11 protein-coding genes and 2 pseudogenes are annotated in these 13,837 nt (G+C 51.4%); 12 read left to right on the forward strand and 1 reads right to left on the reverse strand.

Going from position 1 to position 13,837, the window contains the following annotated elements; all coding sequences use genetic code 11:
* From HEQ61_RS10325 to HEQ61_RS11430, 3 genes and pseudogenes are all read left to right on the forward strand, one after another.
* Positions 1-107: pseudogene (locus HEQ61_RS10325) on the forward strand (IS5/IS1182 family transposase); the annotation flags it as partial.
* Between the two features lie 879 nt (positions 108-986).
* Positions 987-2,438, forward strand: a complete 1,452-nt coding sequence (locus HEQ61_RS10330; RefSeq protein WP_168021352.1) for a mannose-1-phosphate guanylyltransferase/mannose-6-phosphate isomerase — start codon at positions 987-989, stop codon at positions 2,436-2,438.
* A pseudogene (locus tag HEQ61_RS11430) lies at positions 2,435-2,605 on the forward strand (NAD-dependent epimerase/dehydratase family protein); the annotation flags it as partial. The gene HEQ61_RS10330 and the pseudogene HEQ61_RS11430, both read left to right, overlap by 4 nt.
* 30 nt (positions 2,606-2,635) lie before the next feature.
* On the opposite strand, the gene HEQ61_RS10340 reads toward HEQ61_RS11430, so the two are convergent.
* Positions 2,636-2,806, reverse strand: a complete 171-nt coding sequence (locus HEQ61_RS10340; RefSeq protein ID WP_209315742.1) for an NAD-dependent epimerase/dehydratase family protein — start codon at positions 2,804-2,806, stop codon at positions 2,636-2,638.
* A gap of 217 nt (positions 2,807-3,023) precedes the next feature.
* Here HEQ61_RS10340 and HEQ61_RS10345 point away from each other — a divergent pair, with 217 nt between their 5' ends.
* From HEQ61_RS10345 to HEQ61_RS10385, 9 genes are all read left to right on the forward strand, one after another.
* Positions 3,024-4,031, forward strand: coding sequence for an NAD-dependent epimerase (locus HEQ61_RS10345; RefSeq protein WP_168021354.1), 1,008 nt, complete (start codon positions 3,024-3,026; stop codon positions 4,029-4,031).
* A gap of 3 nt (positions 4,032-4,034) precedes the next feature.
* Complete coding sequence (locus HEQ61_RS10350) at positions 4,035-5,330, forward strand: nucleotide sugar dehydrogenase (RefSeq protein ID WP_168021356.1); 1,296 nt, start codon at positions 4,035-4,037, stop codon at positions 5,328-5,330.
* Positions 5,327-6,775, forward strand: a complete 1,449-nt coding sequence (locus tag HEQ61_RS10355) for a mannose-1-phosphate guanylyltransferase/mannose-6-phosphate isomerase (protein ID WP_168021387.1) — start codon at positions 5,327-5,329, stop codon at positions 6,773-6,775. Before HEQ61_RS10350 ends, HEQ61_RS10355 begins: the two co-directional genes overlap by 4 nt.
* On the forward strand, positions 6,772-7,755 hold the full coding sequence (fcl, locus tag HEQ61_RS10360) for a GDP-L-fucose synthase (RefSeq protein WP_168021358.1): 984 nt from the start codon (positions 6,772-6,774) through the stop codon (positions 7,753-7,755). Before HEQ61_RS10355 ends, fcl begins: the two co-directional genes overlap by 4 nt.
* An 11-nt stretch (positions 7,756-7,766) precedes the next feature.
* Positions 7,767-8,870 (forward strand): GDP-mannose 4,6-dehydratase, encoded by a 1,104-nt coding sequence (gmd, locus tag HEQ61_RS10365; RefSeq protein WP_168021360.1) that lies wholly within the window; start codon positions 7,767-7,769, stop codon positions 8,868-8,870.
* 168 nt (positions 8,871-9,038) lie between these two features.
* Entirely contained in the window at positions 9,039-10,394 is a 1,356-nt protein-coding gene (locus tag HEQ61_RS10370; RefSeq protein WP_168021362.1) for a nucleotide sugar dehydrogenase, read from the forward strand.
* A gap of 36 nt (positions 10,395-10,430) precedes the next feature.
* Positions 10,431-11,450, forward strand: coding sequence for an NAD-dependent epimerase/dehydratase family protein (locus HEQ61_RS10375; RefSeq protein ID WP_168021364.1), 1,020 nt, complete (start codon positions 10,431-10,433; stop codon positions 11,448-11,450).
* 15 nt (positions 11,451-11,465) lie between these two features.
* Positions 11,466-12,743: a glycosyltransferase family 4 protein gene (locus tag HEQ61_RS10380; protein ID WP_168021366.1), complete on the forward strand. Its 1,278-nt coding sequence runs from the start codon at positions 11,466-11,468 to the stop codon at positions 12,741-12,743.
* Between the two features lie 350 nt (positions 12,744-13,093).
* Positions 13,094-13,801, forward strand: a complete 708-nt coding sequence (locus HEQ61_RS10385) for a class I SAM-dependent methyltransferase (RefSeq protein WP_168021368.1) — start codon at positions 13,094-13,096, stop codon at positions 13,799-13,801.
* Positions 13,802-13,837 lie beyond the last annotated feature (36 nt).

Genomic DNA, 13,837 nt, shown 5'->3' on the forward strand with positions numbered 1-13,837 from the left:
CGCGCTGGCGTCGGCTCGTGCGCAACTACGAGGCGCGCATTGACGTCTCCGAAGCCATGATCCACGTCCCGATGGGCAGCCTGCTCCTACGCAGAATCTCACATTGAGCCATTCTCAAACGGACTCTAATGGCTAGGTGCTGGCCGGCTCTACCTAAAGCTGTGGCAGTCCGGTCATTTTTGGTATTACGCTGGGACGGGCTGACGAACCTGATTTATTATTGCCTTTTTGGAAAAAACCTTTTCCAGAGTTACGATGGTGTGATATTAAGCTTATTTAGTGTGCGAATTGTGATGGCGCACCTTGCCGCGTTTTCGTTCGACGTGCCTTCTATCTGTGAGTCCATTGCTCGCTCTTGCTGATCGCGAAGCGCTAGTGCGGTAGTGTGCCAAAATCACCTTAATATCATGCCTCACTTCGCAGGTTTACTGGTTCCCAAGAGGGGTCGAGATTCGGCTCGAAGTCATACGTCGTTTGTGTCGGGTCCGCCACTTCGGTTGGCAGTGTCAACTGCAAAGCCGGTCGAGTGCCATAGCAACGATATCTAGGGAGCGATGCCTTCTGCAGGCGATGCAGTCGGTATAGGTTCAGTTCTTGGTATTTACTAGTAGCGCCACTGTTTGCGTTAAGCCCCAGTGCCTTCCTTTGAGTAAAAATCATCCTGCCAGTGCTACTAAACCATACTGTTGAGGTAAGGTTTACATCGAAGAAATGCTAAGCAGTGTTTCTGCATTCAAGCCCAGGTTGGCATGCTACCGGCTTGGGAGTGGGAAAAAGGTTGTGGCGTTCTTGAAATAGTCCAAGCGTTTGAAGGGTGCGGAATGCCTTGTAAGATTGTTGTCTGCCGCGCGGGTAGTTATGGCCGCATGTTATGCGGAAATAGGAAAGGCCAGTGAAGTATTGAACTGGAGTACTACCCGCGCTTTAGACGATGTGTGTGTCAGCATATTGCGATTCCATCAATCTCAAGGGTTGGGTGTTGCGCCATGATCGATAAATCCAGGGTGCAGCCTGTTATTCTCTGTGGTGGTTCTGGCACGCGCTTGTGGCCTCTTTCTCGGACTGGCTTTCCCAAACAGTTTCTGTGCCTGACCGGTGCAGAAAGCCTGTTTCAGCAAGCCACGAAACGATTAATAGGTTTGGGCGGGGACAATATTCATGTGGCTGACCTCCTTGTGGTGACAGGTGACGCCCATCGTTTTTTAGCACTTGAGCAGCTGCGTGAAATCGGCGTCGAGCCGGGTGCAGTCCTGCTTGAGCCAGTGGCCAGAAACACCGCGCCAGCACTTACATTGGCGGCGTTGGCTGCCGTGGAGAATGGCGCCGACCCTGTGCTGGTTGTAACGCCGGCAGACCAGGCCGTGGCAGATACCGGGGCGTTTAACGGAACCATGCACGATGCCATACACCAGGCGGCAGATGGCAGCATTGTGATTCTGGGCGTTACTCCTAGTCATCCTGAAACTGGCTACGGCTACATCCAAGCCGTTGTTGCGCCCGCGCCCATCTTGGTTGTCGAGCGGTTTGTCGAAAAACCCGATGAAGCCACAGCCATGCAGTACTTGTCGGAGGGCGGCTATTACTGGAATGCCGGTATGTTCGTGCTCAAGGCATCTGTCTGGCTTCAGGCTGTAGAAAGCTTCCGGCCCGATATTGCGGCCACCGCCCGTGCCGCTTGGGCCCAGCGGAGCAGTGATTCAGCATTTATCCGCCCCGGTACAGCCGAGTTTGCTGCCGTCCCCAGTGACTCCATTGACTACGCCGTCATGGAGCATTGTCCGGGAAGTCGATTCCCCATCCGCATGGCCCAGCTTGATGCCGGCTGGAGTGATCTGGGTGCTTGGGATGCCGTATGGAACGTGTTGCCCAAGGATTCAGACGGAAATGTCTATGTGGGCGATGTGTTGGCCGTTGATTGCCATAACACCTTGGTACATGGCACCAGTCGCCTGGTGGCCATGGTTGGTGTTCAGGGTTTGGTGGTGGTGGAAACCCCCGATGCTGTGCTGGTGGCCGACCAGTCGCGCGGCCAAGACGTCAAGCACATCGTCAATGCTCTCCAGCAGCAAAAGCGCGAAGAACACACCCTGCACCGCAAAGTCCACCGCCCTTGGGGCTGGTATGACAGCGTTGACGAAGGCGGGCGCTTCAAGGTCAAACGCATACAGGTCAAGCCCGGTGCCAGCCTCAGTCTGCAAAAGCACCATCATCGCGCTGAGCACTGGGTTGTTGTCAAGGGGACGGCAGCAGTTACCTGTGGCGACAAAAAGCAGCTGCTCACCGAGAATCAGTCCACGTATATTCCTTTGGGCGAGGTGCATCGTTTGGCTAATCCCGGCAAGATTCCGCTGGAAATTATTGAAGTGCAATCGGGCAGTTACTTGGGCGAAGACGATATCGTCCGTTTTGAAGACCACTATGGGCGCAACCATCTATGAGTACCCATCCCAAGATTTACGTTGCTGGCCATCGTGGTATGGTGGGATCTGCCATCGTGCGCCATCTGCTGGCCCAAGGCCACTCTGCTGATCGTATTGTTACCCGCACTCATACAGAACTGGACCTCACTGATCAGGCCGCTGTCAACGCGTTCTTTATGCGCGAAAAACCTGACTATGAAGGCCAGTCCGGACAACTACACACCATTGCGAAAGGCTGCGTCAATGACGTTGGCCTGCATCATCAGGTTCTGGTAGATGAATTCGGCTGGGTATGTGTGGTTGGCATGAATACCGCCTACCTTGGCAGCGGCCAGTTCTGCGCCTCCCGAATCCCAAGCATCATGAAGCATAAAAGCCAATCGCATCGAGGTTGTCGTGTATGATTCGGTGCTGAAGTAAGCTAGGCTCTACGGCTCACAGATGGTGAAGGACTTTGCGGTATTCAATCGTTGGGCAGATGTAATCGTCGCTAACCGATTCATCGATGGATATCCTAGGTGTGTTCATCAAGGTTTACAGTCAGGATCTTCTTGGCAGTGACTAAATGCAAATAGATTCACAGAAGAGAGAATTGGAAAAATCATGAAAGTACTAGTTACTGGGGCGGCTGGATTTATTGGCTCCGCCCTAGTTCTGAGACTTTTGGCGCGTGGCGATACTGTCATTGGAGTTGATAATCATAACGACTATTACGATCCCTCTATCAAGGAGGCTCGACTAGCGCGTTTTGCTAGCCACCCCAATTACTCTCACTTAAAGATTGATATTGCAGACCGCAAAGCAATTTACGAATGTTTTAGGTTGCATAAGCCACAGCGAGTAGTCAATCTGGCAGCGCAAGCCGGTGTGCGTTACTCTACCGAGAATCCTATGGCCTATATCGATAGCAACATTGTCGGTTTTGCCCATATCCTCGAAGGCTGTCGACACAATGGCGTGGAACATCTGGTCTATGCCAGTAGTTCCAGCGTCTATGGTGCCAGTACCGCCATGCCTTTCTCGGTCCATAAGAATGTTGATCACCCATTAAGTCTTTACGCTGCTAGCAAGAAATCTAACGAGTTGATGGCTCATGCTTACAGCTACCTTTACAATCTTCCAACGACTGGTCTGCGCTTCTTTACTGTTTATGGACCTTGGGGTCGGCCCGATATGGCCTTGTTCAAGTTCACCAAGGCCATTCTAGCTGGTGAACCCATCCAAGTATTTAACTACGGCAAACATCGTCGGGATTTCACTTACATTGACGACATCGTAGAGGGTGTTGCCCGAATTCTTGACCGGCCTGCTTCACCCAACCTTGACTGGGATAGTGACCAACCCGATCCTGGCACAAGCAAGGCTCCTTGGTGTGTCTACAACATAGGCAACAATAACCCTATTGAACTCATGGATTACATTGGCGCCCTCGAAAAAGCGCTGGGTAAAAAAGCAGAAATGGAGCTTTTGCCTTTGCAGGCCGGTGATGTACTCGACACTTACGCTGATGTCGACGATTTGATCGAGCAGCACCATTACAAACCTGCGACTTGTGCAGATGATGGAATTGCTAGGTTCGTTGCGTGGTATCGCGACTATTTCAAGGTCTAAGTCATGGTAGTATCTGAGAACACAGTCATTGCTGTCGTCGGTCTTGGTTATGTTGGATTGCCTCTCGCTGTTGAGCTTGGAAGAAAATACCCAACTCTAGGATATGACCTCTCTGAAGCTAAGATTGCCAGTTACAGAAACTATTGCGACCCGGCTGGCGAGGTAAGCGTCGAGAGCCTGAAAGCAGCAACAAGGTTAACTGTATCAACTGACCCGTCAGTGATTTCTGGGGCTGACATCATTATTGTGGCGGTACCCACACCGGTTGACCAAGCTCACATACCAGATTTCTCTCCTTTAATTGGGGCATCCATTGCTGTGGGCCAAAATATGAAAAAAGGAGCAGTCGTGGTATATGAATCCACGGTCTATCCCGGTGCTACCGAAGAGTTATGTATCCCGTTACTAGAGAAGCATTCTGGAATGAAGTGGAGGCAGGATTTCCGCGTAGGTTACAGCCCAGAGCGTGTCAACCCCGGCGACAAGGACCGCACCATCACCAGAATCGTGAAGGTGGTGTCCGGTGATGATGAGGCAACCCTCAAAATGGTGGGCGATCTTTACGAGTCTGTCATCACCGCCGGGGTACACCGCGCCGGGTCCATCAAGGTGGCTGAAGCTGCCAAAGTAATTGAGAACACTCAGCGCGATCTGAATATTGCCTTGATAAACGAGTTAGCCATCATTTTCGATAAGCTGGGTATTGATACTCTTGAAGTTCTTCGGGCAGCTGGAACCAAGTGGAACTTCCTGCCTTTTCGCCCGGGGCTGGTTGGCGGCCACTGCATTGGCGTCGATCCCTACTACCTTACACATAAAGCGGAAATGCTGGGCTATCACCCACAGGTCATCCTTGCTGGGCGACGTATCAATGACGGCATGGCAAGCTATGTCGCGCAGCAGACTGTTAAGCAGATGATCGATGCAGGTAGTTCTATCAAGGGGGCAACGGTAATTGTGTTGGGGCTTACTTTCAAAGAGAACTGCCCTGACTTGCGCAACTCTAAAGTGGCCGATGTTGTGAGTGAACTGCGCGAATATGGTTGCAACGTTATTGTGCATGACCCAATTGCTTCTAGGGCAGATGCAGATCGTGAGTATGGAGTCAAGCTAACCGATTGGGAGGCTTTGCCGAAAGGTGAAGCTATTGTAATAGCTGTAGCCCATGAAAAATACTTGGCCATGGGCTTAGAAGGTATTCTCACTAAAGTAAATGACCAAGGGGTTGTAATGGATCTGAAATCTGTATTTTCATCTGATGATATTAGTAAGTTGGGATATCGTGTATGGCGGCTATGAATATTATTTATAGCCAGCCTGTTATTCTCTGTGGTGGTTCTGGTACGCGCTTGTGGCCTCTTTCTCGGACTGGCTTTCCCAAACAGTTTCTGTGCCTGACCGGTGCAGAAAGCCTGTTTCAGCAAGCCACGAAACGATTAATAGGTTTGGGCGGGGACAATATTCATGTGGCTGACCTCCTTGTGGTGACAGGTGACGCCCATCGTTTTTTAGCACTTGAGCAGCTGCGTGAAATCGGCGTCGAGCCGGGTGCAGTCCTGCTTGAGCCAGTGGCCAGAAACACCGCGCCAGCACTTACATTGGCGGCGTTGGCTGCCGTGGAGAATGGCGCCGACCCTGTGCTGGTTGTAACGCCGGCAGACCAGGCCGTGGCAGATACCGGGGCGTTTAACGGAACCATGCACGATGCCATACACCAGGCGGCAGATGGCAGCATTGTGATTCTGGGCGTTACTCCTAGTCATCCTGAAACTGGCTACGGCTACATCCAAGCCGTTGTTGCGCCCGCGCCCATCTTGGTTGTCGAGCGGTTTGTCGAAAAACCCGATGAAGCCACAGCCATGCAGTACTTGTCGGAGGGCGGCTATTACTGGAATGCCGGTATGTTCGTGCTCAAGGCATCTGTCTGGCTTCAGGCTGTAGAAAGCTTCCGGCCCGATATTGCGGCCACCGCCCGTGCCGCTTGGGCCCAGCGGAGCAGTGATTCAGCATTTATCCGCCCCGGTACAGCCGAGTTTGCTGCCGTCCCCAGTGACTCCATTGACTACGCCGTCATGGAGCATTGTCCGGGAAGTCGATTCCCCATCCGCATGGCCCAGCTTGATGCCGGCTGGAGTGATCTGGGTGCTTGGGATGCCGTATGGAACGTGTTGCCCAAGGATTCAGACGGAAATGTCTATGTGGGCGATGTGTTGGCCGTTGATTGCCATAACACCTTGGTACATGGCACCAGTCGCCTGGTGGCCATGGTTGGTGTTCAGGGTTTGGTGGTGGTGGAAACCCCCGATGCTGTGCTGGTGGCCGACCAGTCGCGCGGCCAAGACGTCAAGCACATCGTCAATGCTCTCCAGCAGCAAAAGCGCGAAGAACACACCCTGCACCGCAAAGTCCACCGCCCTTGGGGCTGGTATGACAGCGTTGACGAAGGCGGGCGCTTCAAGGTCAAACGCATACAGGTCAAGCCCGGTGCCAGCCTCAGTCTGCAAAAGCACCATCATCGCGCTGAGCACTGGGTTGTTGTCAAGGGGACGGCAGCAGTTACCTGTGGCGACAAAAAGCAGCTGCTCACCGAGAATCAGTCCACGTATATTCCTTTGGGCGAGGTGCATCGTTTGGCTAATCCCGGCAAGATTCCGCTGGAAATTATTGAAGTGCAATCGGGCAGTTACTTGGGCGAAGACGATATCGTCCGTTTTGAAGACCACTATGGGCGCAACCATCTATGAGTACCCATCCCAAGATTTACGTTGCTGGCCATCGTGGTATGGTGGGATCTGCCATCGTGCGCCATCTGCTGGCCCAAGGCCACTCTGCTGATCGTATTGTTACCCGCACTCATACAGAACTGGACCTCACTGATCAGGCCGCTGTCAACGCGTTCTTTATGCGCGAAAAACCTGATCAGGTTTATCTGGCCGCTGCCAAGGTGGGCGGTATTCATGCCAACCACACATACCCAGCCGAATTCATCTACCAGAACCTGATGATGCAGGCCAACGTCATTGACGCAGCCTTTCGCAATGGTGTGCAAAAGCTGCTGTTTCTGGGATCCAGTTGCATCTACCCCAAACTGGCCTCCCAGCCTATGCGGGAAGATGCTCTGCTGAACGGTACCTTGGAGCCAACTAACGAGCCCTACGCCATCGCCAAGATTGCCGGCATCAAGCTCTGCGAAAGCTATAACCGCCAGTATGGGCAACGCTACGGGGTTGACTATCGAAGCGTCATGCCCACCAACCTTTACGGTCCTGGCGACAACTACCACCCACAAAATTCCCACGTCATTCCTGCGCTTATCCGTCGCTTCCACGAAGCCAAGACAAGCCACGTGCCCAGCGTTGCCATCTGGGGCACCGGTACCCCCAAGCGCGAATTTCTGTACGTGGATGATATGGCTGCTGCCTGCGTGCACGTCATGAATCTGGGTGAGGCTATCTACGCGCAGTACACCCAGCCCATGCTCAGTCACATCAACGTGGGTTGCGGGTACGACATCACCATTAAGGAACTGGCCGAAACTATTGCCAAGGTTATCGGTTATGTGGGCGACATAACCTTCGACCCCAGAAAGCCCGATGGTACTCCACGCAAGCTGATGGATAGCACTCGCCTCAACGCTCTGGGTTGGTGGGCCAAGGTGGATTTGGAGGCAGGTTTGGTAAAATCCTACGAAGATTTTTTGAAGAATCACACTGTGCAGCCCTAATGGACCACAAAATGAAAGAAAAGCTGAAAGTTGCTCTTGTAACCGGCATCACCGGCCAAGATGGAGCCTACTTGGCCGAATTCTTGCTGAACAAGGGCTATGTTGTCCACGGAATCAAGCGCCGTACCAGCTTGTTCAATACGGATCGTATCGACCACCTTTATAGAGATCGTCACGAAAAGGGGGGCCGTTTTTTCCTGCATCATGGCGACATGACAGATAGCTCCAGCCTCATTCGCATCATCCAGCAGACACAACCGGACGAAATCTATAACCTTGCGGCACAAAGCCACGTAGCGGTTAGCTTCGAAGAACCGGAATACACCGCTAACTCCGATGCACTGGGTACCCTGCGCATTCTGGAGGCTATCCGTATTCTCGGTCTAGAAAAAAAAGCCCGATTTTATCAGGCTAGTACCAGTGAGCTCTACGGACTGGTACAGGAAATCCCCCAGAAGGAGACCACCCCTTTCTACCCGCGTAGCCCCTACGCAGTGGCCAAGCTTTACGCCTACTGGATCACCGTCAACTACCGCGAGGCCTACGGCATTTATGCCTGCAACGGCATTCTCTTCAACCATGAAAGTCCCATCCGTGGCGAGACCTTCGTTACACGCAAGATCACTCGCGCTCTGGCGCGCATCAAGCTGGGCCTGCAAGGTTGTTTATTTTTGGGCAACATGGATGCCAAGCGTGACTGGGGCCATGCTAAAGACTATGTTGAAATGCAGTGGCTTATGCTGCAGCAGAGCCAAGCCGAGGATTTCGTCATTGCCACTGGCGTGCAATACAGTGTGCGCGACTTTGTCAATGTCGCTGCCCAAGAACTTGGCATGGTCGTTCGCTGGGAAGGTGAAGGTGTGAACGAAAAAGGCTTTTGGATAACCCCCGAGAGCGACAAGCTTATCGTTGCCGTCGATCCGTACTATTTCCGCCCCACCGAAGTAGAAACCCTGTTAGGTGATCCATCCAAGGCTAAAGCTAGGCTGGGCTGGACGCCCAAGACTGTCTTCGAAGAACTCGTGGCCGAAATGGTGCGTGAAGACCTCAAGTCCGCTGAGCGCGATGAACTCATCAAAGGCCACGGCTATAAGTCCATGGACTACAACGAGTAAAAAAAGCCCAGAGAATTCACGCGATGAAGTGAGCCGTTTATTGACAATGCCCAACAGTATTGCTCAATAAGTGAGCAGAACTACAGCGTTCATGTTCGCTCTAAGTTATTGCGGGTAAGCGACGAATGATTTTTGAGCGTGTTGCACATTGAATGAATAAGGAATTTCATGACTGATCTAGCTTGCTCTCAAGATAAGCAGGTATGTGTTCTTGGCTTGGGTTACGTTGGGCTGACACTCGCTGTAGCAATGGCTGACGTTGGCTTTAAAGTCTTGGGCGTTGAAATTAGAGATGAGGTGCTGACCTTTTTGAATAAGGGTGAGGCGCATTTCCACGAACCAGGTTTGCAAGAGCGTTTGCGTCGCCTGATTCGATCAGGTCATCTGCAATCCGCCAAGCGTATTCCTGACAGTTGGTCCGGAAGTGTCTTCATTATCACCGTCGGTACGCCTCTTGATGCTCAAGGACGCTCGCGCCTAGACATGGTTCAGAATGTGGCTCGCGAAGTTGCAGATCATATGAACGGTCAATCGCTTGTTATCATGCGCTCCACGGTCAAGCTGGGTACGACCCGTAAGGTCGTACTGCCATTGCTTGCGACGAGTGGGAAGTCGTTCGATTTGGCTTTCTGTCCCGAGCGAACCCTCGAAGGGAAGGCGCTGACTGAGCTGCGTCAATTGCCCCAAATTGTTGGTGGCTTGACCAGTCAAGCTGCTGTCCGCGCATCACAGCTTTTCCAATTTATTACACCTACCGTAGTACGGGTCAGCAGTTTAGAAACGGCTGAAATGATAAAGCTCGTCGACAATGCGCAACGCGATGTTGCTTTTGCCTACGCTAACGAAGTAGCGCGTGCCTGCGATGCGATTGGCGTCAGTGCTGCTGAAGTCATTCAGGCTGGGAAGTTGGGCTATCCCAGAACTAATTTGCCTATGCCTGGTCCAGTCGGGGGGCCTTGCCTTGAGAAAGATTCGCACATCTTGGCGGAAGGTTTGAGTGATCTCGGGATTAATCCCGAGATCACTCTGGCTGCGCGTCGCACCAACGAGAATCAACCCGGAGAGGTTGTTGCGCACTTGAGAAGCTATACAGATGCTCTGATTGGCTTCTCGAAGAAACCCATCATTACGTTAATGGGTCTGGCTTTTAAGGGGCAGCCTGCTACGGACGATCTCAGGGGCACTATGGCCAGACCTGTCTTCGCCCGCTTGCGTGAGTCTTACCCAACTGCGGAATTCCGCGGTTTTGACGCAGTGGTTGGCGCTCGTGATATCGAAGACTTTGGTCTTGTTTCAGCAACGTCGCTGCAAAGAGCCTTCAAGGACGCTAGTCTGGTTTTGATACTTAACAATCACTCTGTCTTCGGTGAGATGGATATTGAGGAATTGGCAAAAGAGATGCAAGCGCCGGGACTTATCTATGACTTTTGGAACTTCTTTAAGACTGCGGATCTTCACCTGCCAACCAGCATCTCTTATATGGCCTTGGGTAGCCACGGCCAAGTGAGATCGTACTCAATTTAACTTTTGCGAATAGTTCGAGCTCTGAAAGGACGCATCTTGAGGATACTTGTCACAGGTTCTGCAGGTTTTGTTGGTGGCTATTTGGTGCGTGAGTTGTTATCTCAAGGCCATGATGTTACTGGCATCGATAACTACTCAAAATACGGTCCCGTAACACGAGACTATGACGATCACCCAAGTTACACCTTTGTGCATGGCGATTGTAAAGATGTGAGTTTGATGAAAGATCTGGCGTTGGGGTGTGATCAGATCATTGCAGGTGCCGCAATGATTGGCGGCATTACTTACTTCCACGAGCATGCCTATGATCTACTGGCAGAGAATGAGCGAATCATTGCCTCGACTTTTGATGCCGCTATCGACGGGTTCAAAAAAGGGCGCATCAAAAAGATAACGGTCATTTCGTCCAGTATGGTCTTTGAGAGTTGTGACATCTACCCAACGCCGGAGGGAGCGGTTCTTACCTGCCCCCCGCCTCTGAGCACGTATGGCTTCCAAAAGTTGGCGACCGAGTATTTCGCAAAAGGTGCACATGAACAGTATGGCTTGCCGTACACTATTGTTCGCCCCTTTAATTGCATCGGTACTGGTGAGGGTAGGGCACTGTCTGATAAAGAGATACTCAGTGGGAATGTGAAATTGGCTATGTCTCATGTCCTTCCAGATTTGGCGCAAAAGGCGCTAAAAGGACAAAAGCCATTGCACATTCTGGGTGCCGGTAATCAAATTCGTCATTACACTCACGGCAAAGACCTTGCGAGAGGCATTCGGCTGGCGGTGGAGTCCAATAACGCACTAAACGAGGACTTCAATATAAGTACATCGAGGTCGACCAGTGTGTTGGAGCTGGCGAATATGGTTTGGAGTGAAATCAACGGCAGTGAGCCATTTGATTTTGTGTCCGATCCTGCGTATGAGTACGATGTGCAGAAACGAGTTCCCTGCACCAAGAAAGCAGAAAGAGTGCTGGGTTTTAAGTCCGAGATATCTCTGGAGGAGGGTGTTAAGGAGGTTGTTGCGTGGATCCGAGAGCAAATTCAACTAGGAAAAATGTAAGGCTTCGTCGCAGAAATGAGTAAGCCCCTCTTTAAGTTACTAGTCATCGGCAGTTTGTATCCACACTCGGCGCACTCCGTACGTGCTGCCAATATCGTGATTTTTGAGCTGCTCAGGGCACTTGCTCGAAAAGCTGATTGTCGAGTTGGTTATTTACTCGTTCGCCGCGCAGCGGATCCGGACCCGACAGAGACCGAGCTTGCTGGGCTAACTGAATTGGAACGTGTTGGTGTTGAAGTATTAACTCCAATCCAAATACCAACTGGGGCCGAGCCTAGATCTACTTGGCTCAAACTATTATCAGTGCGTCGTTCGGATTTCTATCCGGATTCAATTCATGGAGATCTTGTATATTCTGTTGTTAGGCAGTATTGCCCTGACATGTGTATTGTGCCTTGGTCGGAGTGGTTAACTGCACTTTGTGCGGACTTCCCCATCAAGAAGTTCGCGTATTATGGGAATCCAGATCACAAGGCAGGGGCATGGCGTTTGGCGTTTGACCGCCGCCACGGCATATCAGGTTTGTCGAGGTTCCGTTCAAAAATTGGATTGAGGTTTCTTGAAAAAGAGCATTTCAAGGTGATGAGTTGCTACGATCTACTTGGTAATGTCGCAGCTAACGATGCGGCGTACTATGCAGACAAAGGTCATCCCAATGCCTTTTATATCCAGAATTTATGGATTGATCGTTTTTCTGATAGTTGGCAAGAAAGACGTCAGGCCGAAGTGGATGCATCAAAGCCAATAAAAATCATTGCAAATGTTGGCCAATTGGGGGCTACGGCTAATCGGTATGGTTTAGAGATGCTGGGCGGAAGTATTGCGCCTATGCTTCGGGAACGTATGCGTGGTTTAAGATACGAATTACATGTCTTGGGGCGGGGCGACTTGTCCCCGTCCTTGGCAAGACAGCTGGCGAGCCCAGAAATAGTAATACGAGGCTTTGTTGATGACATTGATGAGGAAATGTTCGAGTCAGCGGTTTTTCTTTGCCTTAATAACGCGAGCCCATTTAAAGTGTGCCACACGCGCTATTTGCATGCTTGGTCACTCGGGATGTGTGTCGTAGCGCATCGTGACGTGGTCCTGTCGATGCCTGAAATGCAAAATAGAGTAAACTGTCTGCTTGGTACTGACGCTTCTGATATTGCTGCGTTAGTTCATGATGCCGTCGTGCAGAAAGACTTGCGTGATCGTATAGGGGCTGGTGGATATGCAACATTTCGGCATTACTTCACTGCGGAAGCTGTTTCGGAGCGGATCTGGGGTTCCATTGATAAGATGATTGAGTAATTTACCAGTCTTGACCTTGAGCATCAAATGCTTAGCAGATAGTCCTGCGCTATCTTGACATGTGGATTTAGTGTCTGGAGGCTGTTTCTTTCTTCAGGCTATCGTTGATAGGGGCTGCGGGGCATATGTTGTTTTTCATGCCGGGTTTACCTCGCGGAGAGGCTGGAGCTTTGTTATGCAGGCAGACCGGTGGTTGTTTGCACTTGGGGTCCGTGTGTAGTGGCTAGTGCGGGAACTGAGTCTATGCTTGTCGCGGCCATAAGGCTTTGTCGGCGTAGTCCCAATTATTTTATTAAACAGCCTAGAAGAAGTTCGAATTGAAAGCTCTACTGAGAAGATATTTGCCCCCGGTGTTTCTGAATATCGTTCGTAAGCTCCGCGATGGCTTGCCGCTCTGGGCGTTGACGCGCAAGGGACGCTGGATCCGACGCGAGTATTGGCAGTTCGGGCAAGATCAGCGCAGCTTTGTCTTCATGAGCATTGCCCGCTTTCTTCACATCAATCGTCCCGTTCCTGGGTATTACTTTGAGTTCGGTTGCAACGAAGCCAATACCATGAGAAAAGCATGGGACCATTTTCAGCACCTTTTTGACTTTACCTACGTTGGTTTCGATTCCTTCGAAGGCCTGCCGGAGATTGCGGAGGTCGATCAGCAGCCGATTTGGGAAAAGGGCAAACTTGCTTTTGCGGAGGAGCGTTTCATCAAGCGTGTGCTCGATCATGGTATGCCAGTAGACAAGCTCATGGCTGTCAAGGGTTTCTATGACGCCTCGCTGACAGCGGATCTCAAGGCTAGTCTGTTGCCGACCAAGGCGGCCGTTATCTACATAGACTGTGATTTGTATGTGTCTACGGTCCCGGTCCTTGAGTGGATTGTGGACTTTCTGCAGGTGGGCACTGTCATCGTCTTCGACGATTGGTACTGCTTCCATGGGGATCCGCAGCGTGGTGAACAATTGGCTTGGAACGAATTTATGCAGCGTCATCCCGAACTTCGTTTTTCAGAATTTGTGAGGACCAACGAAGCGGCGTCTTTTATTTTCGTTGGTCATCAGTAAGGTGGTTTCCTTAGGATGGGGCCAAGACCTAAGATT

The organism is Haematospirillum sp. H4485, from assembly GCF_012102745.1.
Lineage (GTDB): Bacteria > Pseudomonadota > Alphaproteobacteria > Rhodospirillales > Rhodospirillaceae > Haematospirillum.

Coding starts and splice junctions, on each gene's coding strand:
- HEQ61_RS10355 (WP_168021387.1), top strand. CDS start 5,327: ATGAATATTATTTATAGCCAGCCTGTTATTCTCTGTGGTGGTTCTGGT.
- HEQ61_RS10330 (WP_168021352.1), top strand. CDS start 987: ATGATCGATAAATCCAGGGTGCAGCCTGTTATTCTCTGTGGTGGTTCT.
- HEQ61_RS10345 (WP_168021354.1), top strand. CDS start 3,024: ATGAAAGTACTAGTTACTGGGGCGGCTGGATTTATTGGCTCCGCCCTA.
- HEQ61_RS10340 (WP_209315742.1), bottom strand. CDS start 2,806: ATGCGATTGGCTTTTATGCTTCATGATGCTTGGGATTCGGGAGGCGCA.
- HEQ61_RS10380 (WP_168021366.1), top strand. CDS start 11,466: ATGAGTAAGCCCCTCTTTAAGTTACTAGTCATCGGCAGTTTGTATCCA.
- HEQ61_RS10370 (WP_168021362.1), top strand. CDS start 9,039: ATGACTGATCTAGCTTGCTCTCAAGATAAGCAGGTATGTGTTCTTGGC.
- fcl (WP_168021358.1), top strand. CDS start 6,772: ATGAGTACCCATCCCAAGATTTACGTTGCTGGCCATCGTGGTATGGTG.
- gmd (WP_168021360.1), top strand. CDS start 7,767: ATGAAAGAAAAGCTGAAAGTTGCTCTTGTAACCGGCATCACCGGCCAA.
- HEQ61_RS10350 (WP_168021356.1), top strand. CDS start 4,035: ATGGTAGTATCTGAGAACACAGTCATTGCTGTCGTCGGTCTTGGTTAT.